This is a genomic window from Anoxybacillus sp. EFIL, from assembly GCF_013096955.1.
In the GTDB taxonomy this organism is placed as follows: Bacteria; Bacillota; Bacilli; order Bacillales; family Anoxybacillaceae; genus Anoxybacillus; species Anoxybacillus ayderensis.
In genome coordinates this window covers 230,178-255,538 of record NZ_SDLH01000001.1, presented here as the reverse complement: position 1 = coordinate 255,538, position 25,361 = coordinate 230,178, and the positions used below count along the sequence as shown (strand labels likewise).

Sequence of the window (25,361 nt, the reverse complement as noted above, 5' to 3'; positions counted from 1 at the left end):
GGGGAGGAAGCGTCGTTTTGGATGCGCTAGACATTTTAACACACATCGATCAAGTCGTTCCGTATTACCAACCGATTTTTAGCGCCGACGAGCAATGCATCGTCGGATATGAAGTGCTTGGGCGCTTTCAACAAGGAGATGAAGTAATGAGCCTCGGCCCATTTTTTCACGACGAAACGATTCCAGAGGAGTTTCGCATGGAAGTCGACTTGGCGGTAACGACAAAAGCGCTCGAACAGTTTGTTCACGAGCAGCCCGCATCGCTCATTTTCATTAATCGTGATGCGAACGTGTTAATGATCGATCGGGGAGAATCGTTTTTGCAACTTCTTCTTCAATATAAAGAAAAAGGACTGAAGTTAAACCAAGTCGTCCTTGAAATAACCGAGCATCATTTTAAAGGCGACATTCAACAGCTCGGGCACGTATTGACGTATTTGCGTACATACGGCATTCAAATTGCGGTTGATAATATTGGGAAAGAAAGCAGCAACTTAGATCGCATTCGGTTGTTAGCACCCGATTTATTAAAAATTGATTTGCGTGCGTTGCGCACGTCAGCGACAGCGGTATCGTACGATGATGTGCTTTATTCCATTTCGCTTTTAGCGCGGAAAATTGGGGCGACCCTTCTATATGAAGGGATAGAAAACGCCTTTCAACTTCAATATGCGTGGCGAAACGGCGGCCGATATTATCAAGGCTATTATTTGCACGAACCGTCACCGTCATTTCTTCCGCCACATTTATTAAAAGAAACGTTGCGCAATCAATTTCATACGTTCATTCAACATGAAAAAAAGAAACTGCAAACGTTATACGATATTTCCGAACAATTTCAAGCGCGCGTATCCGAGCTTGTAGCGAAACATAAAAAAGCTTCATCGTTTAACGAACTCATTTCCGCCCTAGCCAAACATTTAAGCGATTGTAGTTTTCGCATTTACGTATGCGATGAAGACGGATTTCAACAGTCCGCGAACATATTTAAACGAGGTGAAACGTGGGAGCTACAGCCGCAATACGAAATGAAAAATTGGAGCTGGCGTCCGTATTTTTTAGAAAATATTATTCGCATGCGCTCCCGCAAACGAGGCATTTTATCTGATTTGTACAGCGATATTGAAACAGGTGAAACGATTCGCACATACTCGTATCCGATTGATGAACATCATTATTTGTTTATCGATTTAACGTATGAATATTTATTTGAGCATAACGCCCATTTGTAATAAAATATCGTTCGCGGTGGAAAAGTAAGCATAAGGCGCAAACGTTGTGTCACGACAAGGCGATGTTTGCGCACCGTTTCCTAGAGAGGTGGGCGATGATGGATACATTTTCTTGGATGCTTTTACTTGTTGCTAGCGGGGTATTAGTGGGGGGACTTGTTTATACGTATCAAGTAGGAAAGCGACAAAAAGTGCAAGGTGAATACGATGCGCCCGTCAGCGAAAAAGTGGCTGCCCATCCGTATGTCCGCAATCCGATTTTTATTGCATACATCGTGTTTGTCGCTCTTTTGCTCGGGTATATCGCATACGTCGCCATTCAAACGTAAAAGCCCGCTTTTGTGGGCTTTCGTTTTTGTTTACTTTTTTCGTGAATCTTGGTACAGTAGTGAATAGTCGCTGAAATACGTATCGGAAAGGAATGAATGTCATGTCGCAATTATTAGGCATTATCCAACGGTTAATTAGCTTACAAGAACAAAAAACAGGAACGAACGAAGCGCCACAACGCAACTTTGAAATCAATGGTGAAAAAAAATGTAGCGTGACATATTATGAAAAAACGAACACGTTCGTATTAGAAGTGTACGAAAAAGGCGAGAAGCCGAAATCGTATCAATTCGACAACATTGATATGATCGCCATTGAAATCTTCGATTTGTTGAATTAAGTCTTCACATCGGTGAAGGCTTTTTTATTATACTTCTCGCTTTTCCATATCGAAACGAACATGATACAATGACAAATGGGGATTATATTGTGAAAGGCGGAATGACGATGCAACAACCATCGCTGACTGAACTGATGATTCCGTCCGATAAAGTGGCGCACGTGCAAGTGGGGAATCATTTACAACACGCGTTACTCGTCTTAACGCGCACAGGATACTCAGCTATCCCGGTATTAGATATGACGTATAAACTGCAAGGGCTCATTAGTATGACGATGATTATGGATGCCATTTTAGGTATTGAGCGCATCGAGTTCGAGCGGCTTGACACGATGAAAGTCGAACAAGTGATGCAGCGCAACATGCCGCGCCTACATATAAACGATTCATTTTTAAAGGCGTTGAAGTTGCTTATTGATTACCCATTTTTATGCGTAGAAAATGATGACGGTTATTTTGTAGGTATTGTGACGCGGCGTGAAATATTAAAGCGGTTTAATCGCTCGATGTACGAAAAGCGACGATAGGCTTGTCACCGTTTATTTCATTTGTTAAAGTAAAAAAATAAAACGATAAGGAGGAAGTTGCGATGATGATGGATGCAAATGAAATTATTTCCTTTATTCAAAACAGCAAAAAGAAAACACCTGTGAAAGTATACATAAAAGGGGACGTCGCTGACATCGATTTTGGCCCGAGCGCGAAAACATTTATTACAGGTCAGACAGGCGTCGTATTTGGCGAATGGGCAGACATTGAAGCAGCGCTTGAAGCGAACAAACATAAAATCGAAGACTACGTCGTGGAAAACGACCGTCGCAATTCTGCGATTCCACTTCTTGATTTAAAACATATAAAAGCGCGCATCGAGCCGGGAGCGATTATTCGCGATCAAGTGCAAATTGGCGACAATGCCGTCATTATGATGGGGGCGGTCATTAATATCGGCGCCGTTGTTGGTGAAGGAACGATGATCGACATGAACGCTGTGCTTGGCGGACGTGCGACAGTCGGGAAAAACTGCCACGTGGGTGCGGGAGCAGTACTTGCTGGTGTCATTGAGCCACCGTCAGCTAAACCGGTCATTGTAGAAGATGATGTGATGATCGGAGCAAACGCGGTCATTTTAGAAGGAGTAACGGTCGGAAAAGGTGCGGTCGTTGCCGCAGGTGCGATCGTGACAGAAGATGTGCCTCCATATACTGTTGTTGCAGGTGTTCCAGCGCGCGTCATTAAACAAATTGACGAAAAAACAAAAGCAAAAGTAGAAATTAAACAAGAACTTCGCCAACTATAAAGCGTGGAATGGATCCACGCTTTTTTCAAAAGGAGGATCGAAATGTTTATAAACATCCGCCGCGATTTGCATCAAATTCCTGAGCTCGGCTTTCAAGAGTGGAAAACACAACGATACATATTAGATTATTTAGCTCGTCTCCCACAAGAACGGTTGCAAATGAAAACGTGGCGCACAGGCATTTTCGTGCGTGTTCTCGGCATGGCACCGACGAAAACGATCGGCTATCGGGCGGATATGGACGGATTGCCGATTGACGAACAAACAGACGTGCCGTTTCGCTCGACGCATGAAGGACGCATGCATGCATGTGGGCACGATATGCATATGGCGATTGCGCTTGGTGTGCTTACTCATGTCGTCCATCATCCGATTGACGACGATATGCTTTTTATTTTTCAACCTGCGGAAGAAGGACCGGGCGGGGCGCTTCCGATGCTTGAAAGCGATGAAATGAAACAATGGATGCCCGATATGGTGATCGCTTTGCATATTGCTCCTGAATATCCGGTCGGAACGATTGCGACAAAAGAAGGGTTGTTGTTTGCGAATACGTCCGAGCTTTTTATTGATTTAATCGGCAAAGGAGGACATGCGGCGTTTCCGCATGAAACGAAAGATATGGTCGTTGCCGCCAGCGCCCTCATTATGCAGCTGCAAACGATCGTTTCGCGCAACGTCAATCCGCTAGATAGCGCGGTCATTACGATTGGCAAACTGACGAGCGGCACCGTACAAAACGTTGTCGCCGAGCGGGCAAGGCTAGAAGGGACGATTCGCACGTTATCTCCGGAAGCGATGGAAAAAGTAAAAGGGCGTATTGAAGCGATCGTGCGCGGCATCGAAGTCGCTTACGACTGCGAAGCGCATATTGATTACGGTTCGATGTATTACCAAGTGTATAACGATGAAGCGTTAACGAATGAATTTATGCAATTTGTGGAACAAAAAACAGATGTTCATCTCGTTCGTTGTCAAGAAGCGATGACGGGCGAAGATTTCGGCTACATGCTCGCGCGCATTCCCGGCTTTATGTTTTGGCTCGGCGTGCAATCTCCGTTCGGTTTGCATCATGCCAAATTAAATCCGAACGAAGAAGCGATCGGTGTCGCTATTGAACTTTTGACTCGCTATATCGCTTGGAAAGGAAATCATAAAGTAGAGGAAGAAGAATGATGAAATTACGAGAACCTATGCCATCATTAGACGGAGCAACAGTCGTACTAAACGAAAATGTCACTCGCGAACAGCTCATCGGCAAACCGACGCTCATTCATTTTTGGGCGGTGAGCTGCCATCTTTGTAAAGACGGAATGAAACAAGTGAACGTCTTTCGCGATCGTTATAAAGAGGAGTTACACGTCATTTCGATTCATATGCCGCGACGCGACGGTGATGAAAACGTTGAAGTCGTCAAACAGCTTGCGGAACAATATGGGATTACACATCCGCTTCTCATTGACAACGATCACCGGTTAAAAGAGGCGTTTGATAACCGGTGCGTACCGACGTATTACGTATTTGATGCCAACGGTATATTTCGCCATTACCAAGCAGGAAGCGGTGGAATGAATATGTTAGAAAAACGAATCATCCGCGTCATTGATGAATATCGAACAAGAGGGGATATGTCGTGAAGAAAAAAGAATTTGCTGTCATCGGTCTCGGGCGTTTTGGAGGTAGCGTATGTCGCACGTTAAGCGAGCAAGGAATGGAAGTGCTTGCGATTGATGTAGACGAAGAGAAAGTGAACGAATATGCATCGATTGCCTCACAAGCCGTCGTTGCCGATTCAACGGACGAAAACGTTTTGAAAAGTTTAGGCATTCGCAACTTTGACCACGTTATCGTTGCCATCGGTGACAACATTCAAGCGAGCATTTTAACAACGCTTATTTTAAAAGAGCTCGGCGTCGAAAAAATTACGGTAAAAGCGACGAACGATTATCATGAAAAAGTGTTGAAAAAAATTGGTGCCGACCATATCGTCCATCCTGAGCGAGATATGGGCGAAAGAATTGCGAACAATATGATTTCAAACAACGTGCTTGACTATTTAGAACTGTCCGATCGCCATAGCATCGTCGAAATTGTCGCAAACGAACGGCTCCATGGTCATTCGCTTCTTGAGTTAGACATTCGTGCCAAATACGGAATTAACATCGTTGCAATCAAACGAAACAACGACATTATCGTTTCACCGCTTGCCTCAGAAGTCATTTACGCAGGTGATATTTTAATCGTCATCGGTGCCGATCAAGACATTGACCGGTTCGAAAGCGAAGTCGTTGGAGAATAAAAAGAAGGTGTCCAAACGGGCACCTTCTTTTCAACAATCTGAAAGACAGAATATATTTCCGTCTTTTTCATTAGGTATGGTTATTTATGATATTTGTCCTTTCAAGAATTCTTTTTTCTTCTAGATATTTCAATTGGATTTCAAACACTTTTTCTCTTGGTACGTAATGAATGATTCCTTGTTTCAAAAGTGCATCCACTTTTTTTACTTTTTTCATTATTTCTCCCCGAAGCTTTGTGTTTTTAATTTCAAAAGGAACATCATTTAAAGTATATGGTTGGCCAATGAATTGTTTATGAATCACATACATATTTTGTATCAATAAATAACTATCATAACGATTTATTTTAATGGGGTGTATAAAATCTGGTCTTTTCATCGATAATGCTTTAATCTTTCCGTTTTTATCATCATCTTTTGTGATTGGAATACAAAAAAGCCCATCAGGGAATTCTTCTTTTTCAATGACTAAAATTAACGCAGGTCTTCTCTCTTTTATAGGTACTTTGTATTGTGTCCAATCGGTGATTGAAAAAAATTCTTCCTTGATGAAATAAATTTTAAAATGTTCAGACATATCATAATACCCCAATCCAAAAAAAGAAGCGGATACCCCGCTTCTTTTTCTGACAAGTTTTCGAGTCCGCCACTTATTAGTCGCCTGCGGATGAGCGACAAGTTTTCGAGTCCGCCACTTATTAGTCGCCTGCGGATGAGCGACAAGTTTTCAAATCATTTGTCCGATCTTTTGCCACCGCAATTTCTAATGGTGGCGAAAAGACAATCGTAGGTAACTAAAACACCCTACATTTATATTTTCATTATATTCAACGGAATTTATTCTGTCAATGAACATACTTGTTAAATTCCTTATTATACTAAACGAAGAACTTGTCTTTTTTCTCCTACAAACATTTCACTCATCCCAATAAAATATTTGAAAGTAAAGGAGAAAATGAAAGAAGGTGTCCAACCGGGCACCTTCTTTCCTATACTTCCATAATAATTGGTAAAATCATTGGCTTGCGTTTCGTTTTTTCGTATAAAAACGGTGCGAGCGTATCGGTAATTTCTGTTTTAATGTCCGACCATTGATTTGTTCCTTGTTCAAGCAGCTGTTGTAAATGTTTGGCGATCAGTTGTTGCGCATCGCTAATTAAGTTGCCGGATTCGCGCATATAAACGAATCCGCGCGAAATAATGTCTGGTCCGGAAGCGATTTTCATTTCTTTCATATTGATGCTTACAACGACGATCACTAATCCTTCTTCTGACAAAATGCGACGGTCGCGCAAGACGATGTTGCCGATATCACCAATGCCGCTTCCGTCGATATATACGGAACCGGACGGAATTTTGCCGACGATGCTTGCCCCTTCTTCACTAATGCCGAGCACATCCCCATTGTCCATAATAAAGCAGTTTTCTTCTGGGACACCGCAATCGACCGCAAGTTTCACATGCATTTTTTGCATGCGATATTCGCCATGAATCGGCATAAAATATTTCGGTTTCATTAAGCGAATCATTAATTTTTGTTCTTCTTGTCCGCCGTGACCAGACGTATGAATGTCGCTAAGCGGTCCGTGAATGACTTCCGCTCCTGCGCGCGCAAGCATATTAATAATGCGATTGACGCTTACGGTATTGCCCGGAATTGGCGAAGACGAAAAGACGACTGTATCGCCCGGCATAATTTGAATTTGACGATGCGACCCGTTAGCGATGCGCGACAACGCTGCCATCGGCTCGCCTTGACTTCCGGTACAAAGAATCGTGACGCGATGGGCAGGGAGGCGATTAATTTGCGCCGCATCGACAAACGTATCTTTCGGACATTTAATGTAGCCGAGCTGTTGGCCAATTTCAATAGCCGCTTCCATGCTTCGTCCGAATACGGCGATTTTTCGATTGTTTAATACAGCGGCTTCCGTCACTTGTTGCAAGCGGTGAATGTTCGAAGCGAACGTCGCAAAAATAATGCGTCCTTGCACTTTTCGGAAAATGTCGTGAATGCTTTCGCCGACGCGCCGTTCCGACATTGTAAAATGCGGGATTTCGCTATTTGTGCTATCAGACAATAAACAAAGGACGCCTTCTTTTCCGATTTCAGCCATTTTCGTTAAGTTCGCTGGCTCGCCAACAGGCGTAAAGTCGAATTTAAAATCGCCCGTATGCACGATTTGTCCGACCGGCGTTTTGACGACGATGCCGTAGCTATCTGGAATACTGTGCGTTGTACGGAAAAATGTAACCGCTGTTTTTCCGAACGAAAAGACGTCGTCTTCTTTTATTTCAATGAGCTTCGTTTGACGCAACAATCCGTGCTCTTCTAGTTTATTGCGAATGAGCCCAAGCGCCAATTTGCCGCCGTAAATTGGGACGTTCACTTGGCGAAGCAAATACGGAATGCCGCCAATATGGTCTTCATGTCCGTGCGTAATAAATAACCCTTTAATGTTTTCCGCATTTTTCACTAAATAGCTGTAATCAGGGATGACGTAATCAATGCCGAGCAATTCGTCTTCCGGAAATTTAATGCCGGCATCAATGATGATGATTTCATCTTCATATTGCACGCCATATGTATTTTTCCCAATTTCGCCTAGACCGCCGAGAGCGAAAACACCGACTTGCTTATTTTTTAACATGTTCATTGTTTAATCTCCAATACGTGAAAATGAGCGTTTTGTTGTTCGTACGCTAAATGCGCTCCCTCAAGCGGTTGAATGTATTCAATATTGATATGACGGTCTTGTAATTTTCGGCGCACATCTCGCTCGCTATCCGCTTCAATGTATAGCGTCTTCGTTTTTTCTCTTACAGGTACTTCATCGATCGTATCTTGGTAAAACACTTTAAAAATCAACGTTCATCTCTCCTTTTTGTCATTTGTTTAAAAATAAAGCGATATTTAGCTCCGGACGCTTTCCGCTTTTCTTATTATATATAAAAAGTGTGGAATGGGAAACAAAATTGAAAAGAAGCCCTTCAATAGAAGGGCTCGTACAACTACGCAATCGATTTTCTGCGCAAAAGTTCTTTCCATTGTTTGAGCAGCTTGCGTTTCAACTTTTTCAACATGACGCATCACTCCTCACTTTTATTGTATCCGATTTTGCAGGAAAGTAAATGTCTTCTCTATGATTTATTATAAGAAGATCATCGACAAATTTTGCATAGGAAAATATGCCATTGTTTAACCGATTCCGTTGACAAGGTGACGCAATTCCGTTACGGTAGGTTTGTGAACTTTTACACGAGGAGCGAGAAACATGGAGAGAAAGATCGTTTTTTTCGATATTGATGGAACGTTGTTAGATCATGAGAAACAGTTGCCGGCATCGACATATGAAGCGATACATGAATTAAAAAAGCAAGGGGTATATGTGGCGATTGCGACGGGGAGAGCGCCGTTTATGTTTGAATCGCTTCGGGAAAAGCTTGGCATCGAATCGTTTGTTAGCTTTAACGGACAATATGTCGTTTTTGAAAAAGAAGTGATTTACAATCAACCGCTTGATCGCGAAAGGCTTCACGCATTAAAACAAATGGCGCACGACAATGAACATCCGCTTATTTTCATGGACGCTGACACGATGCGTGCGAGTGTAGCTGATCATCCGTACATTCACGAAAGCATGGGAAGTTTAAAATTTGCCCATCCACCACACGATGAAACGTATTACGAACGAAACGACATTTATCAAGCGCTTTTGTTTTGTAAGCCGGAAGAAGAACAGCCGTACGTCACAGCGTTTCCGACGTTTCATTTTGTGCGCTGGCATGCGGTATCTACAGATATTTTACCGTATGGCGGCTCTAAAGCAGAAGGAATTAAAAAAATGATCGCGCAGCTCGGCATTGCGCGCGAAAACGTATATGCGTTCGGCGACGGGTTAAACGATACGGAAATGTTGAGCTTTGTCGGCACAGGGGTAGCGATGGGGAACGGACATGAAGAAGCGAAAAAAGTAGCCGATTTCGTTACAAAACCGGTCGATGAAGATGGCATTTTATTCGGTTTACGTCAGCTTGGGCTGTTGAAATAAAAGGTGTCCGCGATGGACACCTTTTTTGCGCTTTTCTTAACGTTCAATCGGAATGGCGCCAGCTGGCACGTCGTACGGATGTTGTTTATTTATATGATCATAAAACATAATGCCGTTTAAATGGTCAATTTCATGTTGAAACACGATGGCAGGCAATCCTTTTAAACGTAGCTTCAACGTTTCGCCTTCAAGCGTCGTCCCGGTGACGGTAATGCGCATATAGCGCGGAACGTAGCCGGGGATCGGCTCGTCGACGGATAAACATCCTTCTCCGCTCGTTAAATAACACATTTCAACGGAATGGCTTACAATTTTCGGATTAAATAACGCATAGCTATGTAACGTTCCTTTTTCGTCCGTCACATGCACCGCAATCATGCGCTTTGAAACGTTAATTTGCGGCGCAGCTAAGCCGATGCCCGGACGAAGTCCATACGTTTTCGCTAGCTCTGGATCTTGGCTCATTTTTACATATTCCAACAAGCTCGCTAAAATGCGGCGATCTTCTTCGGATGGGGGAAGCGGCACTTCTTCAGCTACTTTTCGTAACGTCGGATGACCGTCTTTAATAATATCTTTCATCGTAATCACGTTGTTTCACTCCCTACTCGCATTGTAAACCATTTTTATTATGAAGGATGGAATAAAAAAGTGCAATTGCGTGAGAAACATACATATCCACGTTGTAAAACAGAAATAATACAGATCGACAGAAAATAGTATAACAGATTCATAACACAGTTAAAATTTTCTAATTTTCATTTTTATATAGAACGTGGCAAGCAAACTGATTGACGAGCGTTGTCGAACGGTGTAAACTGAAAGATGTAAAAAAACAGTTGTATTAATCACACTTTCTTTTTTCATTAATACAGCTTTCAATACACAACGTGTGGTAAAAAGAAACCGTTTTTGGGCAAATTAAAAGGTGCATCATTTTACGTTTTGAAAAGAAAGGATGAGGTGAACAAAATGGGTAAAAAACCCCTATTTGATGTGAAAAAGCAGCTTGAAAAAGTCGCTGAGCAGTTCCCGACATTTCAAATTTTAAATGAAAAAGGCGAAGTCGTAAACGAAGCGGCGATGCCAAATTTAACAGATGAGCAATTGAAAGAATTAATGCGCCGCATGGTATACACGCGCGTGCTTGACCAACGTTGCATTTCATTAAACCGTCAAGGACGTCTCGGCTTCTATGCCCCAACAGCAGGACAAGAAGCGAGCCAATTAGCGAGCCATTTTGCGTTAGAAAAAGAAGATTTCATTTTACCGGGCTATCGTGACGTTCCACAAATGATTTGGCACGGTTTACCGCTTTACCAAGCATTTTTATTTTCACGCGGTCATTTCCACGGCAACCAAATTCCTGAAGGTGTCAACGTGTTGCCGCCACAAATCATTATCGGTGCCCAAATTATCCAAACAGCCGGCGTTGCGCTCGGTATGAAAAAACGTGGCAAAAAAGCGGTCGCAGTTACATATACAGGTGACGGCGGTGCATCGCAAGGGGACTTCTACGAAGGATTGAACTTTGCCGGTGCATTTAACGCGCCAGCGATCTTTATCGTTCAAAACAACCGTTTTGCGATTTCAACGCCAGTCGAAAAACAATCTGCCGCAAAAACAATCGCTCAAAAAGCGGTCGCTGCAGGTATTCCAGGTATTCAAGTAGACGGAATGGATCCGCTTGCGGTATATGTGGCGGTGCGTGACGCTCGCGAGCGCGCGATTAACGGCGAAGGTCCAACGTTAATTGAAACGCTTTGCTTCCGTTACGGTCCACATACGATGGCGGGAGACGACCCAACGCGCTATCGTTCAAAAGAGCTTGAAAACGAATGGGAGAAAAAAGATCCGCTCGTTCGCTTCCGCAAGTTTTTAGAAAATAAAGGATTATGGAGCGAAGAAGAAGAAAATCGCGTCATTGAACAAGCGAAAGAAGACATTAAAGAAGCGATTAAGAAAGCGGACGAAACACCAAAACAAAAAGTGACAGACTTAATGTCGATCATGTACGAAGAAATGCCAGCGTTCTTAAAAGAGCAATACGAAATTTATAAAGAAAAGGAGTCGAAGTAACCAATGGCGCAAATGACAATGATTCAAGCAATCACGGATGCGTTGCGCGTAGAAATGCGCAAAGACCCGAACGTTCTCGTGTTCGGTGAAGACGTCGGTGTAAACGGCGGGGTATTCCGCGCGACAGAAGGATTGCAAGCAGAGTTTGGCGAAGATCGCGTATTCGACACACCGCTTGCAGAATCAGGAATTGGCGGTTTAGCGATCGGTTTAGCATTACAAGGATTCCGCCCTGTGCCTGAAATTCAGTTTTTCGGATTCGTATATGAAGTGATGGACTCAATTTCTGGTCAAATGGCGCGCATGCGCTATCGTACTGGCGGTCGTTTCCATGCGCCAATTACTGTTCGTTCGCCATTTGGCGGTGGCGTACATACGCCAGAATTGCACGCAGATAGCTTAGAAGGGCTTGTCGCTCAACAACCGGGATTAAAAGTCGTCATCCCATCAACGCCATACGATGCGAAAGGATTATTAATTTCAGCGATTCGCGACAACGACCCTGTCATTTTCTTAGAGCATATGAAATTGTACCGCTCGTTCCGTCAAGAAGTGCCAGAAGGCGAATATACAATTCCGATCGGCAAGGCGGACATTAAACGTGAAGGAACAGACGTATCGGTCATCACATACGGTGCGATGGTACATGAATCGTTAAAAGCAGCATCGGAGCTTGAAAAAGAAGGCATCTCTGTTGAAGTCGTAGACTTGCGCACGGTTCAACCGTTAGATATTGAAACAATTATCGCATCGGTTGAAAAAACAGGCCGCGCAGTCGTTGTACAAGAAGCGCAAAAACAAGCAGGTATTGCGGCAAACGTTGTTGCAGAAATTAACGAACGTGCGATTCTTAGCCTTGAAGCGCCAGTATTGCGCGTAGCGGCACCTGATACAGTATATCCGTTCTCACAAGCAGAGCCAGTATGGTTACCGAACTTTAAAGATGTGATCGAAACAGTGAAAAAAGTCATGACGTTTTAATGGAGGGGAATGTCCCCTCCACATTTAAGAAATAGGAGGTTGAGATACATGGCATTTGAATTTAAATTACCGGACATCGGTGAAGGAATTCACGAAGGTGAAATTGTCAAATGGTTTGTAAAACCGGGCGATGAAGTAAACGAAGACGACGTACTTTGCGAAGTACAAAACGATAAAGCAGTTGTCGAAATTCCATCTCCAGTAAAAGGAAAAGTATTAGAAGTTTTAGTGAGCGAAGGAACAGTCGCAACCGTTGGTCAAACGTTAATTAAATTTGATGCGCCAGGATACGAAAACTTAAAGTTCAAAGGCGATCATGGCGATGAGCCAAAAGTAGAAGAAAAGAAAGAAGAAGTAAAACAAGAGCAAGCCGCGCCAGCACAGCCGAAAAAACGCGTCATCGCCATGCCATCTGTGCGCAAATATGCGCGTGAAAAAGGTGTCGACATTCGCCTCGTTCAAGGAACAGGAAAAAACGGTCGCGTGTTAAAACAAGATATTGATGCGTACTTAGCAGGCGGCACAGCGCCACAAACAGAAGCGAAAGCGCAAGCGGTAGAAGAAAAAGTTGAGCCAGCACAACAACAACAAAAAGCAGCACCAACAGCTCAACCAGTTGTATTAGAAGGCGAGTTCCCAGAAACACGCGAAAAAATGAGCGGCATTCGTCGCGCGATTGCAAAAGCGATGGTGAACTCGAAACATACAGCGCCGCACGTCACATTAATGGACGAAGTCGATGTGACAAAACTTGTTGCGCATCGTAAGAAATTTAAAGATGTGGCAGCGCAAAAAGGCATTAAGTTAACGTTCTTACCATATGTCGTTAAAGCGTTAACGTCTGCGCTTCGCGAATATCCAGCGCTTAACACATCCATTGACGATGCGACAGAAGAAATCGTTCATAAACATTACTACAACATCGGAATTGCGGCGGACACAGATAAAGGCTTGCTCGTTCCTGTTGTTAAACATGCGGACCGCAAATCAATTTTTGCGATCGCAAAAGAAATTAACGAACTCGCAACAAAAGCGCGTGAAGGTAAATTAATGCCAAACGAAATGAAAGGTGCCACATGCACAATTACAAACATCGGTTCCGCAGGCGGTCAATGGTTCACACCGGTCATTAACCATCCAGAAGTAGCGATTTTAGGCATCGGCCGCATTTCAGAAAAACCGATCGTGCGCGATGGTGAAATTGTCATCGCTCCAGTATTAGCGTTGTCGTTAAGCTTTGACCACCGTATGATCGACGGTGCAACAGCGCAAAACGCGTTAAATCACATGAAACGTTTATTAAACGATCCTGAATTATTATTAATGGAGGCGTAATGCGATGGTAGTAGGCGATTTCGCAATTGAAACAGAAACTCTCGTCGTCGGTGCAGGTCCTGGCGGTTACGTTGCAGCCATTCGTGCAGCGCAACTCGGTCAAAAAGTAACGATCGTTGAAAAAGGAAACCTCGGTGGAGTGTGCTTAAACGTCGGATGTATTCCATCCAAAGCGCTCATCTCTGCTGGTCACCGTTACGAAATTGCGACACATTCACAAGATATGGGTATTTTCGCAGAAAACGTAAAAGTTGACTTTGCGAAAGTGCAAGAGTGGAAAGCTGGTGTCGTGAAAAAATTAACGGGCGGTGTCGAAGGGTTATTGAAAGGAAATAAAGTTGAAATCGTGCGCGGAGAAGCGTATTTCGTGGATGAAAATACCGTTCGCGTCATGACAGAAAATAGCGCGCAAACGTACAAATTTAAAAACGCCATTATCGCAACAGGTTCTCGCCCAATCGAGTTGCCGACGTTTAAATTTTCGAAGCGCGTGCTTGATTCAACAGGTGCATTAAACTTATCTGACATTCCAAAATCGATGGTCGTCATCGGCGGCGGTTACATCGGTACAGAATTAGGAACAGCATACGCAAACTTTGGAACGAAAATTACGATTTTAGAAGGTGCGGATGAAATTTTATCTGGCTTTGAAAAGCAAATGAGCGCAGTCGTTCGTCGCCGCTTAAAGAAAAAAGGAGTAGACGTCTTTACAAACGCGCTTGCGAAAGGTGTCGAAGAGCGTGAAGACGGCGTAACGGTAACATTTGAAGTAAACGGCGAAACGAAAACGATTGACGCAGAATACGTGCTTGTCACAGTCGGTCGCCGTCCGAATACAGAAGAGATGGGACTTGAACAAATCGGCGTGAAAATGACAGAGCGCGGCTTAATTGAAATTGACAAACAATGCCGCACAAGCGTACCGAACATTTATGCGATCGGTGACGTCGTTGCAGGCCCACCGCTTGCGCATAAAGCATCATACGAAGGAAAAATTGCAGCTGAAGCGATCGCTGGTCATCCATCTGAAATTGACTACTTAGCCATTCCAGCTGTCGTCTTCTCTGACCCTGAATGCGCATCTGTCGGTTACTTTGAAAAACAAGCGATCGAAGAAGGAATTGACGTCATTACAGCGAAATTCCCGTTCGGCGCAAACGGCCGTGCCCTTGCGTTAAACGAAACAGACGGCTTCTTAAAGCTCGTCTTAACGAAAGACGATGGCGTCATTATCGGGGCGCAAATTGTCGGCCCGAACGCATCAGATATGATCGCCGAGCTCGGTTTAGCAATTGAAGCAGGCATGACAGCAGAAGACATTGCGATGACGATTCACGCGCATCCAACGCTTGGAGAAATTACAATGGAAGCAGCAGAAGTGGCGCTCGGCAGCCCAATTCATATTATTAACAAATAAAGAGGATGGCTTCGCCGTCCTCTTTTTCATGATTTTTTCAAGACGATCATATGATGTTCATAAGGGGTGTGTGAACATGTATATCGTCTTTTTACTTCAAATGATCATATGGAGTTTGTTTTCATTTATCGAATGGAGATCGGCGCACGATCATTTTATTTTCAAGGCGTTATTATTTGGCATATTCATATATATTGCTTTTTTGCTTGCGCTTCGGTTGCATTTAACGAAAAAGCGCGCATGTTGGACAACCTTATTGACGATTGCCGTCTATTTCGTTTGCCGCGAGCTTTTTTGGGTTTATCTTTTATAATAATACATGATGCGCCCGTTAAATAAATGCAGTTTTCCTGCCATTTGTTTGGCGAAAAATTTGCATAGTTCGTTCGCTTTTCCTTTATCGCCGTGCGTCGCTTGTTTTGGCAAGACGAACTGCACAGCACGGTCGTGCACGCAACATTCAATCATATGATAGCGATCATCTTTTCCGACTAACAAAATGCGGTCTTCTTTTGTGACGATATCATATGGAAAAGCGGATTGGGCATAGTCCCATGCGAGCTGTTCACCTGTTTTTTGCGCGATGTTTCGATATTGTTCAAGCAGTTGTTTGCATTGTTCTAACGTTACCGTCTCCCATGTTGATGCAGGGACAAGTTCAATGGTAGCTGTATGAGCCATTTTTTTCACCTCAAACGTTTTGAAATCACTTTCATTTTATCATGGATATATATGAAAAAACAAATAATTGCGAAAATATGAATAGTACGATATAATAAAGTTTAATACACAAGAAGGAGGGAACGATATGCACGTATTCGAAAAATTGTATGATGAGCATGAAAAAGTAAAAGTGAGGTTTGTCGGCTTTACGACAAAAGACGTCCGATACGACTTTGGCATCGTGTATACAAATATGTTTTTTGGTAAACCACTTGTCATCTGTATGCAAACAGGCCGCTCTGCTCTCCTCGACCCGAAAGACATCGAAGACCACGACTATTTACAACGAACGTTCCGCATTGACACGAAAGAACAAGCTGAAGATTTAGCGGAATTTTTCTCAGACATTTTACCATCGACACCTTATGCTGAACAATATGAGTAAGAGGCGTGAAATACGTCTCTTTTTTTGTTTAAATATGTCATATTAATTCCTATTGACAAAACAAATGTGACATATTATTATGAAATCAGTAAAACGTTTTCAAACATTCCAAAGGAAAAGGGGTTATCGGGGATGGGTACAATTGTATGCCAAACATGCAATGCGACAATCGATCATTTTGAGGACGAAAAAGTAACGGTATTGTACGGTCAATGTAGCGGTTGCGATTGTGAAGACGAGGAATAACATATAGAACGGAACAAACTTTGGGGGATGAGGAGATAATATAGAGAAGGGATCGGCATAGCCGGTCTCTTTTTGTTGACGAAAAAAGCGGAACTCGATGCGAGCCCCGCTTTTCTTATTTCTGATGCTCTTTAATAACGCGTAACGTTTGTAACGTGTCGTCTTCCGGACCTTGAACAGGCAAGCCGACTTCTATATTTTTGCGAATGTAGTTTAAATTTTCTTCCGTAATAATTTCACCCGGAATGAAAATGGGAATGCCAGGTGGATATACCATGACAAACTCAGCGATAATGCGCCCTGAAGATTCGTCAAACGGCACGACTTCCGTTTCCGAATAAAACGCATCGCGCGGCGTAAGCGCAAGGACAGGAATGTCTGGTAAAAGCACTTTCGGTTTTTTTCCGACTTCGGCTTGATGGCGAAATTCGTTTGATAAACGACGAAGCGCTTCGACTAATACGCCCGTCTCCCGTTCTGTATCGCCCGGTGTAATAATACATAAAATGTTGTATAAGTCGGACAACTCCACTTCAATGTTGTAATGTTCACGAAGCCATTTTTCCACTTCATAGCCCGTCAATCCGAGCTCTTTAACTGAAATGATAAGCTTCGTTGGGTCGTAGTCAAACGTCGCTTTTGTGCCGATAATTTCTTTTCCGACACAATATAAATAGTCGATGTCGTTAATTTGCTTGCGCGTTTCATTCGCGAGGCGAATCGCTTGTTCTGCTAGCTCATGTCCTTCTGTCGCAAGCCGTTTGCGCGCCACATCAAGCGAAGCAAGCAACAAGTAAGACGTCGATGTCGTCGTTAACATGCTTAAAATGGCCTGCACTCGTTTTGGCGACACAAGCCCTTCTTTCACGTTTAAAATCGAACTTTGCGTCATCGAACCGCCAAGTTTATGCACGCTCGTCGCCGACATATCCGCCCCTGCTTGCATCGCTGAAAGCGGCAAATCTTCATGAAAGTGAATGTGTACGCCATGCGCCTCATCGACAAGGACAGGGACGTTGTATGCGTGCGCAATGTCAACGATGCGTTTTAAATCGCCCGCAATGCCGAAATACGTCGGGTTAATGACGAGCACCCCTTTAGCGTCTGGATGTTGCTTTAACGCCGCTTCTACTGCTTCTGGTGTAATGCCGTGTGAAATACCAAGCTCTTTATCAATTTCAGGATGAACGAAAATCGGTGTCGCTCCCGAAAAGACAATCGCCGCCATGACCGATTTATGCACGTTTCGTGGGACGATAATTTTATCGCCAGGGCCTGCGACAGACATGACCATCGTCATAATGGCGCCGCTCGTTCCTTGCACGGAGAAAAACGTATAGTCCGCCCCGAACGCTTCCGCTGCTAACTGTTGGGCGCGTTTAATCATTCCTTTTGGCTGATGTAAATCATCAAGCGGACCGATATTAATTAAATCCATCGCTAACGCATTTTCTCCAATAAAGGAGCGAAACTGCTCGTCCATTCCTGCTCCTTTTTTATGACCAGGAATATGAAATTGAATCGGATTTTTCTTTATATGCTCTAACAGTCCGGTAAATAACGGTGTTTCATACTGTGACAATTTCGCTGTACACCTCTTTAACTTGGATTTACATAAAACAAAGTGAATTATAGCACTTCTTTATACGTTTGGAAAGATGATTTTTTTGCTTAAAAATCAAAACGATTGCATACTTCTTCATTTATTGTTTGTGAAGGACTTTTCTTTATAAGTGAAGAATGATAAAAAGTAAAGGGGGAATGATGTGTGAACTGGAACACGAGAGTAACCGAGCTGTTAGGCATTCGTTATCCGATTATTCAAGGTGGATTGGCGTATTTGGCGTATGCGGATTTAGCGGCGGCGGTATCGAATGCCGGGGGGCTAGGGCAAATTACGGCAATGTCGCTTGAGACGCCAGATGAGTTGCGAGAAGAAATTAAAAAAGTGCGCGAAAAAACGGACAAGCCGTTTGGAGTCAATTTTGCGATCGGACAACATGGACGCCCGTTTGCGCACATGCTCGATGTGGCAATTGAAGAAAACGTGCCGGTCATTTCGATGACGGGCGGAAATCCTGCGCCCATTTTTGAACAGTTAAAAGGAGTATCCGTGAAAAAGCTTGTGCTCGTGGCGGCAGTACGTCAAGCGGTGAAAGCGGAAGAGCTTGGGGCGGATGCGGTCATGGTTGTCGGTCAAGAAGGAGGCGGGCATCTCGGCAAACACGATATTGGGACGTTCGTATTAGTGCCGCGCGTCGTCGATTCCGTATCGATTCCTGTCATCGCTTCAGGGGGGATCGGAGATGGGCGCGGCTTGATGGCTGCGCTTGCGCTTGGAGCAGAAGGTATTGAAATGGGCACGCGCTTTATTGCGACAAAAGAATGCATTCATGCCCATCCCGTGTATAAACAAATGCTTGTGGAACGCACAGAAAGCGACACCGTCGTCATTAAACGTACGCTCGGTGCGCCTGCCCGCGCCTTGTTAAACGAATGGACGGAAAAAATTTTACAGTTTGAACAAGAAGGAAAAGGATACGAACAGTTAAAAGAGTACATTAGCGGAAAGGCGAACAAACGATTCATTTACGACGGTCGTACGGAAGAAGGATTTGCATGGGCGGGACAAGTGATCGGACTCATTCGTGACGTGCCGACAGTGAGTGAACTTTTTGCGCGCATGATTCAAGAGGCGGAACAAATTCGCGCACGTTGGGCAAACTAAAACAGACAGCGAAAAAGAAAGGTGAACATCATGAAATATGCATACCCGATTGATTACAGTTGGTCAACAGAAGAAATCATTGACGTCATTAAGTTTTACGAAGGCGTTGAACAAGCATACGAACGAGGCATTGAGCGAGAGCAGCTGATGAACTTATATCGTCGCTTTAAAGAAATTGTCCCAAGCAAAGCGGAAGAGCGAAAACTATGCGATGAATTTGAAAAAGTAAGCGGCTATTCACCGTACCAAACGATGAAAAAAGGAAAAGAGTTGTCCGCCGGAGATATTGTGAAAATGTAAAGTTGCATATCCCCTTTCCGTTACATAGTATGTAAAAAAGGAATTTTCAGAAAAAAGAATGTTTCAAACGGAAGGGGTGCACAATATGAAAAAAACAGCTGATGCATTTAAGAAAATGGACGGAGAACGACGAATAAAAGTATTAAAGCTTGAAGTCGATTACGAACTAGCCACCCTTTATGAAGCGATGTTAGAAAATAACGAAGCGAAAAAAAACGAATGCAAACGAAAATTAGAAAGACTACGCCAAGAACTTATTCGTCTGTCGAACTGAAAGGCGGCAAGCGCCGCCTTTTCTACATAAGTATATGCAGGAGGTCTTGTATGTGGAACGAAATTGATCAACATATGCAGCATTGGATTCGCGAAGCAGGGGAGCGCATACGCGATGCGTTTCAAACGAAACTAAAAATCGAAACGAAATCAAGCCCGTCCGACTTAGTGACAAACGTCGATCGGGAAATTGAGCAATTTTTTATTGAACGCATTCGCCAAACGTATCCGACGCATCGCATTTTAGGAGAAGAAGGATTTGGCGATACGCTTGAAGCGTTAGACGGCATCGTTTGGATCATTGACCCGATTGACGGAACGATGAATTTCGTTCATCAACAGCGTCATTTTGCGATTTCTGTCGGGGTGTTTCAAGATGGTGTCGGCATGCTTGGCTACATTTACGACGTCGCTTTTGATGAGCTATATTATGCCCAAAAAGGAAAAGGGGCGTTTGTAAACGGCACGCCGCTTCCCCCACTTGAAAAAACGTCGCTTGATTGTGCGATCATTTCACTAAACGCGACGTGGGTGACGGAAAATCGTCGCATCGACCCGAACGTTCTTGCCCCGCTTGTGAAAAAAGCGCGCGGCACTCGTTCATACGGCTCGGCTGCGTTAGAAATGGCATATATCGCTTCAGGCAAACTCGATGCGTATATCACGCTTCGTTTGTCGCCGTGGGATATTGCCGGCGGGATGGTTATCGTGCAAGAAGTAGGTGGGATGGTGACAAACTTGTACGGTGAGCCGCTCAATATGATTGAGAAAAGCTCCGTATTTGTCTCGAAGCCGGGGTTACATGAAGAAGTGCTTGCGATCATTCAGCGCTAACGAATCGTTAGCGCATTTTTTTCTTTCTTTTCAATGAAAATCCGACGCCCATGACGGCAAATAAAGCAACGACGGACGCGACGATCGCTGGAACATGTCGGTAAGCAATCGCAATGCCGATGCTAATCATCGCCGCCGTGGCAAGTAGTGCAATCATAAAAAAAAGCGGTTGAAATTTGTTCATTTTCTTCCTCCTCATCCTCTTTCCTTTTAGGTTACAACAAAACATTCCGCTTTTCTACTATGTTTATGCTATAATAGACGCGCAATGTTGAAAAATAGGAGTTGACATAAGTGAGAAACGATATTCGTAACATCGCGATTATTGCGCACGTTGACCACGGAAAAACGACGTTAGTCGACCAATTGCTTCGCCAATCTGGAACGTTTCGGGCGAACGAACAAGTGGAAGAACGCGCGCTTGATCGCAACGATTTAGAACGTGAACGAGGCATTACCATTTTAGCAAAAAATACAGCCATTCAATACAACGGCACGCGCATTAACATTTTAGATACGCCGGGCCACGCTGATTTTGGCGGGGAAGTGGAGCGCATTATGCGGCTTGTCGATGGCGTATTGCTCGTCGTCGATGCATATGAAGGATGCATGCCACAAACGCGCTTCGTCTTGAAAAAGGCGCTCGAGCAAAACTTAACGCCAATTGTCGTCGTCAATAAAATCGACCGTGAGTTTGCCCGTCCGCACGAAGTGGTCGATGAAGTGATCGATTTATTTATTGAGCTTGGCGCAACAGAAGATCAGCTTGAGTTTCCGGTCGTGTATGCTTCAGCGATTAACGGGACGGCAAGTTTAGATGCCGATAAACAAGATGATGATATGACAGCGCTATTTGAAACGATTATTGAACATATTCCTGCCCCGCCCGACAATAGCGATGAACCGCTGCAATTTCAAGTGGCGCTTCTCGATTATAACGACTACGTCGGTCGCATTGGGATTGGACGCATTTTCCGCGGGCGTATGCAAGTTGGACAACAAGTGGCGCTCATGAAGCTTGACGGCTCGGTGAAAACGTTTCGCGTGACAAAGCTGTTTGGCTTCCTCGGCTTAAAACGCATTGAAATTGAAGAAGCAAAAGCAGGCGATTTAGTTGCCGTTTCCGGTATGGAAGATATTAACGTTGGAGAAACGGTATGTCCGCTTGATGTGCAGGAACCGTTGCCGCCGCTTCGCATTGACGAACCGACGTTGCAAATGACGTTTCTCGTCAACAATAGCCCGTTTGCAGGACGGGAAGGAAAACATGTGACAGCGCGAAAAATTGAAGAGCGTCTTCGCTTACAGTTAGAAACAGACGTGTCGCTTCGCGTTGAGCCAACGGATTCGCCAGATGCATGGATCGTGTCAGGACGCGGAGAGCTTCATTTATCGATTTTAATTGAAAATATGCGCCGTGAAGGATTTGAGCTACAAGTATCCAAACCGGAAGTCATTATGAAAGAAATCGACGGCGTCATGTGCGAGCCTGTCGAGCGCGTGCAAATCGACATTCCTGAAGAATATACAGGAGCGATTATGGAGTCGCTTGGGGCGCGCAAAGGAGAAATGGTCGATATGATCAACAACGGAAACGGACAAGTCCGTCTTATTTTCCTCGTTCCTGCGCGCGGGTTAATTGGCTATCGGACAGAATTTATGTCGCTGACGCGCGGATACGGCATTTTAAACCATTCGTTCGACAGCTATCAACCAGCCATCCAAGGGCAAATTGGCGGCAGACATCAAGGTGTACTCATTTCGATGGAGACAGGAAAAGCGACTGCTTATGGCATTATGCAAGTCGAAGACCGCGGCGTCATTTTTATTGAACCGGGAACGGAAGTATATGAAGGGATGATCGTTGGCGAACATAGCCGCGACAACGATTTAGTCGTCAACGTATGCAAAATGAAACATGTGACAAATGTCCGCTCGTCAACGAAAGAACAAACGGTGACGATGAAAAAACCGCGCCTCATGACGTTAGAAGAAGCGCTCGAATATTTAAATGACGACGAATATTGCGAAGTGACGCCACAATCTATTCGCTTACGGAAAAAAATATTGGACAAAAACGAACGGGAAAAAATTGCGAAAAAGAAAAAACTTGCTGAGCAAAAGAAATAGGGGGAGTCGTCATGGATGTGATCGGTCGCCTGTCGTTTTTCGCTTCGCTATACAACGTGCATGAACAGCCGACGAAAGGGATGTGGCTGTTGTATGCGACGATTGTCGTCTTATCGATCATTGTGTATCGTCTTGGCTTTGCGCGCAAACTGCCGATGTTAAAAAACGTTATCATTTACTCGTTGCTTGTGCTCGGTTGTACTATTTTAACATTTTTCGCCGTCTTTTTACCTGTCGCAGAAGGATTGCTTGTTGCAGCGATCGTATTAATCATTTATAAATGGCGGCTTCGTCGTGAAGGAGAGAATACGGCATGAAACTACAAGATGCGGTGTACAATTGGTTGACGATTACGGTCGTTGCCCATGCGCGCCCAGATGATGCAGCAGCGCAAGAAACAGAACGATTTTTTGCCGATTTGTTGCGTGAAGATCATGCGGTTGAGCAAATCGCATATACAAAAGAAGACGACGTCTATACAGTTGCATTTACCGTAAACAACGAATCGCGCACGTTTCGCTTTCCAGCCGAGCTCGTCGAAACGATGCTCGATCAAATCAATCGCGAACCTGAAAAATATGTCAATTACGAATAAGCGCCCATGTTTTTTGCAGGGCGCTTTTTCATATGTTAACATTCTAACGTATGAAGGAAAAAAGATTTTTGTTGACGAATAAAGATGTCGAAAAAAGTATGCGAGGTGAATGTATGTCCATTGACCACGATCGTCTGTTTAAACAGTTGATTCAAACGTTTTTTGAGGAATTTATTGCTCTCTTTTTCCCGACAATGCACGAGCATATCGATTTTCGCCACGTCTCGTTTTTATCGGAGGAGCTGTTTACCGATGTGACGGCAGGGGAGAAGTACCGCGTCGATTTGCTTGTCGAAACGAAGCTGAAAGGGGAAGACGGGTTAGTGATTGTGCATATCGAAAATCAAAGCTATGTGCAACCATCATTTCCTGAACGAATGTTTATTTATTTTAGCCGCTTGTTAGAAAAGTACCGCAAACCCATCGTACCCATTGCTGTATTTAGCTACGATACGATCCGCAACGAACGATCTGCATTTACGCTCCAATTTCCGTTTGGCCACGTGCTTGACTTTCGCTTTTTCACTTTGGAACTTCGCAAACAAAACTGGCGAAATTACATTCGTCAAGACAATCCAATCGCTGCTGCACTGCTAAGCAAAATGGGATATACTGAAAGTGAACGGGTAGAACTGAAAAAACAATTTTTACGCATGCTTGTCCGAATGGAATTAGACGAAGCGAAACAACGATTACTGTTTGGCTTTTTTGAAACATATGTAAAACTATCAGACGAAGAAGAACAACAGTTGCGAAGAGAGGTGAGTGAGATGGAGACGAAAGAAAAAGAACAAGTGTTGGAACTCATTATTTCGTATGAACAAAGGGCGTTGGAGAGAGGGAGAGAGGAAGGAATGAAACAAGGGATGAAGCATATTGTACAAACGATGGCGCGAAAAGGGATGAGTATACAAAACATTGCGAGCATGACAGATCTTACGGAAGAAGAAGTGAAACAATTGCTGGAAAACAAATAAGTTGTTTGTTATGTCCCCTCCAATCGTGCAAGAGGGAGGGGACGATTACCATTCCGTTTCATGTTTGCTCGTGCGGAAAAAGCGAAACTTGCCGGTCGCTAGCCGCTCTTTCGTTTTTTGCGCAATGCGTTCATGGCACGTTTCACACATATATGTATGAATCGGGCGGTTGCGCAACCGTTTCGCAAGCAACGTTTCATCGTTTAACGTATCTATTTTTTCACAAAGAATGCATCGTACTCTCATCGTCTAACCTCGCATGTTTTTTTAAAAATTAGTATATCATATTGTTTGAAACTGTGTGAAAAAAAGGTATGATAAAAACAAGGAGGGATACATATGCCAAATGCGGTAGAACCGACATTAATTGAGCCGTTATTCCAAGCGCTACAAAAAGAACGATTTGTCGTCGTATGCACGATCGATCATGAAACAAGTGCACCAAATACAAGTGCGATTTCATGGGTGTACGCCCCGACGCCTGACCGATTGTATTTTGCCGTCGATCAACGTTCACGCATCGTCGCCAACGTGCAAGCTAATCCAGCGATTTCGATCGTTTTGATCGCCAACGAATCGACGTATTCCATTAGCGGAAAAGCGCATGTGAAAGTAGAAAAGCTAGAAAATGTTCCGCTAAAATTGGCTGCCATTCAAGTTGACATTGAAGAAGTGCGCGATGTCATGTTTTACGGTGCAAAAATTTCAGTCGAACCGAAATACGAAAAAACGTACGATGCGCAAGCTGCTGCCAAGCTCGATCAACAAGTGATGAGCGCATTAAAACAAGCATAAGCCGAGCGATACG

33 protein-coding genes are annotated in these 25,361 nt (G+C 43.9%); 25 read left to right on the top strand and 8 right to left on the bottom strand.

Annotated elements, in window-relative coordinates; translation table 11 throughout:
* Positions 1 to 17: 17 nt before the first annotated feature.
* The 8 genes from ES017_RS01315 (at position 18) to ES017_RS01280 (ending at position 5,498) form a co-directional block, all read left to right on the top strand.
* On the top strand, positions 18 to 1,232 hold the full coding sequence (locus ES017_RS01315) for an EAL domain-containing protein (RefSeq protein WP_021094471.1): 1,215 nt from the start codon (positions 18 to 20) through the stop codon (positions 1,230 to 1,232).
* 95 nt (positions 1,233 to 1,327) lie between these two features.
* The gene (locus tag ES017_RS01310) at positions 1,328 to 1,561 is read left to right on the top strand and encodes a hypothetical protein (protein ID WP_052025515.1); all 234 of its coding nucleotides are present in this window, start codon (positions 1,328 to 1,330) and stop codon (positions 1,559 to 1,561) included.
* A gap of 101 nt (positions 1,562 to 1,662) precedes the next feature.
* Positions 1,663 to 1,902 (top strand): YkuJ family protein, encoded by a 240-nt coding sequence (locus ES017_RS01305; protein WP_021094469.1) that lies wholly within the window; start codon positions 1,663 to 1,665, stop codon positions 1,900 to 1,902.
* 68 nt (positions 1,903 to 1,970) lie between these two features.
* Complete coding sequence (cbpB, locus tag ES017_RS01300) at positions 1,971 to 2,429, top strand: cyclic-di-AMP-binding protein CbpB (protein WP_052135687.1); 459 nt, start codon at positions 1,971 to 1,973, stop codon at positions 2,427 to 2,429.
* Positions 2,430 to 2,491: 62 nt separating this feature from the next.
* Complete coding sequence (dapD, locus tag ES017_RS01295) at positions 2,492 to 3,199, top strand: 2,3,4,5-tetrahydropyridine-2,6-dicarboxylate N-acetyltransferase (RefSeq protein WP_009362595.1); 708 nt, start codon at positions 2,492 to 2,494, stop codon at positions 3,197 to 3,199.
* A gap of 42 nt (positions 3,200 to 3,241) precedes the next feature.
* Positions 3,242 to 4,375 (top strand): N-acetyldiaminopimelate deacetylase, encoded by a 1,134-nt coding sequence (locus tag ES017_RS01290; RefSeq protein WP_075039476.1) that lies wholly within the window; start codon positions 3,242 to 3,244, stop codon positions 4,373 to 4,375.
* Positions 4,375 to 4,836, top strand: a complete 462-nt coding sequence (locus ES017_RS01285; protein ID WP_042533732.1) for a TlpA disulfide reductase family protein — start codon at positions 4,375 to 4,377, stop codon at positions 4,834 to 4,836. Before ES017_RS01290 ends, ES017_RS01285 begins: the two co-directional genes overlap by 1 nt.
* On the top strand, positions 4,833 to 5,498 hold the full coding sequence (locus ES017_RS01280) for a potassium channel family protein (protein WP_021094464.1): 666 nt from the start codon (positions 4,833 to 4,835) through the stop codon (positions 5,496 to 5,498). The genes ES017_RS01285 and ES017_RS01280 overlap by 4 nt, the downstream gene beginning before the upstream one ends.
* 70 nt (positions 5,499 to 5,568) lie before the next feature.
* Here ES017_RS01280 and ES017_RS01275 read toward each other — a convergent pair whose 3' ends face one another.
* The 3 genes from ES017_RS01275 to ES017_RS01265 form a co-directional block, all read right to left on the bottom strand.
* The gene (locus ES017_RS01275; RefSeq protein ID WP_042533734.1) at positions 5,569 to 6,075 is read right to left on the bottom strand and encodes a hypothetical protein; all 507 of its coding nucleotides are present in this window, start codon (positions 6,073 to 6,075) and stop codon (positions 5,569 to 5,571) included.
* A gap of 412 nt (positions 6,076 to 6,487) precedes the next feature.
* Positions 6,488 to 8,155, bottom strand: coding sequence for a ribonuclease J1 (gene rnjA, locus ES017_RS01270; RefSeq protein ID WP_021094463.1), 1,668 nt, complete (start codon positions 8,153 to 8,155; stop codon positions 6,488 to 6,490).
* Positions 8,152 to 8,367 (bottom strand): DNA-dependent RNA polymerase subunit epsilon, encoded by a 216-nt coding sequence (locus ES017_RS01265; protein ID WP_021094462.1) that lies wholly within the window; start codon positions 8,365 to 8,367, stop codon positions 8,152 to 8,154. Before ES017_RS01265 ends, rnjA begins: the two co-directional genes overlap by 4 nt.
* A 406-nt stretch (positions 8,368 to 8,773) precedes the next feature.
* On the opposite strand from ES017_RS01265, the gene ES017_RS01260 reads away from it, so the two are divergent.
* Positions 8,774 to 9,550: a Cof-type HAD-IIB family hydrolase gene (locus tag ES017_RS01260; RefSeq protein WP_021094461.1), complete on the top strand. Its 777-nt coding sequence runs from the start codon at positions 8,774 to 8,776 to the stop codon at positions 9,548 to 9,550.
* Between the two features lie 36 nt (positions 9,551 to 9,586).
* On the opposite strand, the gene def is transcribed toward ES017_RS01260, so the two are convergent.
* Entirely contained in the window at positions 9,587 to 10,141 is a 555-nt protein-coding gene (gene def / locus ES017_RS01255) for a peptide deformylase (protein ID WP_171334622.1), read from the bottom strand.
* Positions 10,142 to 10,522: 381 nt separating this feature from the next.
* On the opposite strand from def, the gene pdhA reads away from it, so the two are divergent.
* The 5 genes from pdhA (at position 10,523) to ES017_RS01230 (ending at position 15,675) form a co-directional block, all read left to right on the top strand.
* The gene (gene pdhA / locus ES017_RS01250) at positions 10,523 to 11,629 is read left to right on the top strand and encodes a pyruvate dehydrogenase (acetyl-transferring) E1 component subunit alpha (protein ID WP_021094459.1); all 1,107 of its coding nucleotides are present in this window, start codon (positions 10,523 to 10,525) and stop codon (positions 11,627 to 11,629) included.
* A 3-nt stretch (positions 11,630 to 11,632) separates the two neighbouring features.
* Positions 11,633 to 12,610 (top strand): alpha-ketoacid dehydrogenase subunit beta, encoded by a 978-nt coding sequence (locus tag ES017_RS01245; RefSeq protein ID WP_042533741.1) that lies wholly within the window; start codon positions 11,633 to 11,635, stop codon positions 12,608 to 12,610.
* A 48-nt stretch (positions 12,611 to 12,658) separates the two neighbouring features.
* On the top strand, positions 12,659 to 13,945 hold the full coding sequence (locus tag ES017_RS01240; RefSeq protein WP_042533743.1) for a dihydrolipoamide acetyltransferase family protein: 1,287 nt from the start codon (positions 12,659 to 12,661) through the stop codon (positions 13,943 to 13,945).
* Positions 13,946 to 13,949: 4 nt separating this feature from the next.
* Entirely contained in the window at positions 13,950 to 15,362 is a 1,413-nt protein-coding gene (gene lpdA, locus ES017_RS01235; protein WP_042533745.1) for a dihydrolipoyl dehydrogenase, read from the top strand.
* Positions 15,363 to 15,438: 76 nt separating this feature from the next.
* Positions 15,439 to 15,675 (top strand): hypothetical protein, encoded by a 237-nt coding sequence (locus tag ES017_RS01230; protein WP_042533747.1) that lies wholly within the window; start codon positions 15,439 to 15,441, stop codon positions 15,673 to 15,675.
* On the opposite strand, the gene ES017_RS01225 is transcribed toward ES017_RS01230, so the two are convergent.
* Positions 15,663 to 16,043, bottom strand: a complete 381-nt coding sequence (locus tag ES017_RS01225; protein WP_021094456.1) for a DUF1885 family protein — start codon at positions 16,041 to 16,043, stop codon at positions 15,663 to 15,665. The genes ES017_RS01230 and ES017_RS01225 overlap by 13 nt on opposite strands.
* 127 nt (positions 16,044 to 16,170) lie before the next feature.
* Here ES017_RS01225 and ES017_RS01220 point away from each other — a divergent pair, with 127 nt between their 5' ends.
* Positions 16,171 to 16,470: a DUF3055 domain-containing protein gene (locus ES017_RS01220; RefSeq protein WP_021094455.1), complete on the top strand. Its 300-nt coding sequence runs from the start codon at positions 16,171 to 16,173 to the stop codon at positions 16,468 to 16,470.
* 132 nt (positions 16,471 to 16,602) lie between these two features.
* A complete protein-coding gene (locus ES017_RS01215) occupies positions 16,603 to 16,716 on the top strand; it encodes a GapA-binding peptide SR1P (protein WP_019417972.1) in 114 nt (37 codons plus the stop codon).
* Between the two features lie 115 nt (positions 16,717 to 16,831).
* Here the strand turns inward: ES017_RS01215 and ES017_RS01210 are convergent, their stop codons facing one another.
* Positions 16,832 to 18,298 (bottom strand): aminotransferase class I/II-fold pyridoxal phosphate-dependent enzyme, encoded by a 1,467-nt coding sequence (locus ES017_RS01210; RefSeq protein WP_042533750.1) that lies wholly within the window; start codon positions 18,296 to 18,298, stop codon positions 16,832 to 16,834.
* Positions 18,299 to 18,484: 186 nt separating this feature from the next.
* Between ES017_RS01210 and ES017_RS01205 the strand changes: the two genes are divergently transcribed.
* From ES017_RS01205 to ES017_RS01190, 4 genes are all read left to right on the top strand, one after another.
* Positions 18,485 to 19,444: an NAD(P)H-dependent flavin oxidoreductase gene (locus tag ES017_RS01205; RefSeq protein ID WP_042533754.1), complete on the top strand. Its 960-nt coding sequence runs from the start codon at positions 18,485 to 18,487 to the stop codon at positions 19,442 to 19,444.
* Positions 19,445 to 19,474: 30 nt separating this feature from the next.
* Positions 19,475 to 19,744 (top strand): UPF0223 family protein, encoded by a 270-nt coding sequence (locus ES017_RS01200; protein WP_042533757.1) that lies wholly within the window; start codon positions 19,475 to 19,477, stop codon positions 19,742 to 19,744.
* A gap of 85 nt (positions 19,745 to 19,829) precedes the next feature.
* Entirely contained in the window at positions 19,830 to 20,018 is a 189-nt protein-coding gene (locus ES017_RS01195) for a hypothetical protein (protein WP_042533759.1), read from the top strand.
* A gap of 50 nt (positions 20,019 to 20,068) precedes the next feature.
* Positions 20,069 to 20,851 (top strand): inositol monophosphatase family protein, encoded by a 783-nt coding sequence (locus ES017_RS01190; protein WP_042533761.1) that lies wholly within the window; start codon positions 20,069 to 20,071, stop codon positions 20,849 to 20,851.
* Positions 20,852 to 20,858: 7 nt separating this feature from the next.
* Here the strand turns inward: ES017_RS01190 and ES017_RS01185 are convergent, their stop codons facing one another.
* On the bottom strand, positions 20,859 to 21,035 hold the full coding sequence (locus ES017_RS01185; RefSeq protein WP_160289320.1) for a DUF5325 family protein: 177 nt from the start codon (positions 21,033 to 21,035) through the stop codon (positions 20,859 to 20,861).
* 110 nt (positions 21,036 to 21,145) lie between these two features.
* Here ES017_RS01185 and typA point away from each other — a divergent pair, with 110 nt between their 5' ends.
* From typA to ES017_RS01165, 4 genes are all read left to right on the top strand, one after another.
* Entirely contained in the window at positions 21,146 to 22,981 is a 1,836-nt protein-coding gene (gene typA, locus ES017_RS01180) for a translational GTPase TypA (protein ID WP_042533763.1), read from the top strand.
* Positions 22,982 to 22,992: 11 nt separating this feature from the next.
* The gene (locus ES017_RS01175; protein WP_042533765.1) at positions 22,993 to 23,298 is read left to right on the top strand and encodes a YlaH-like family protein; all 306 of its coding nucleotides are present in this window, start codon (positions 22,993 to 22,995) and stop codon (positions 23,296 to 23,298) included.
* Complete coding sequence (locus ES017_RS01170; RefSeq protein ID WP_042533767.1) at positions 23,295 to 23,576, top strand: hypothetical protein; 282 nt, start codon at positions 23,295 to 23,297, stop codon at positions 23,574 to 23,576. The genes ES017_RS01175 and ES017_RS01170 overlap by 4 nt, the downstream gene beginning before the upstream one ends.
* A 113-nt stretch (positions 23,577 to 23,689) precedes the next feature.
* Entirely contained in the window at positions 23,690 to 24,553 is an 864-nt protein-coding gene (locus tag ES017_RS01165; protein WP_042534012.1) for an Rpn family recombination-promoting nuclease/putative transposase, read from the top strand.
* A gap of 45 nt (positions 24,554 to 24,598) precedes the next feature.
* On the opposite strand, the gene ES017_RS01160 is transcribed toward ES017_RS01165, so the two are convergent.
* Entirely contained in the window at positions 24,599 to 24,799 is a 201-nt protein-coding gene (locus tag ES017_RS01160) for a YlaI family protein (protein ID WP_004891284.1), read from the bottom strand.
* 93 nt (positions 24,800 to 24,892) lie between these two features.
* Between ES017_RS01160 and ES017_RS01155 the strand changes: the two genes are divergently transcribed.
* The gene (locus ES017_RS01155; protein WP_042533769.1) at positions 24,893 to 25,348 is read left to right on the top strand and encodes a pyridoxamine 5'-phosphate oxidase family protein; all 456 of its coding nucleotides are present in this window, start codon (positions 24,893 to 24,895) and stop codon (positions 25,346 to 25,348) included.
* The last annotated feature ends 13 nt before the right edge of the window (positions 25,349 to 25,361 follow it).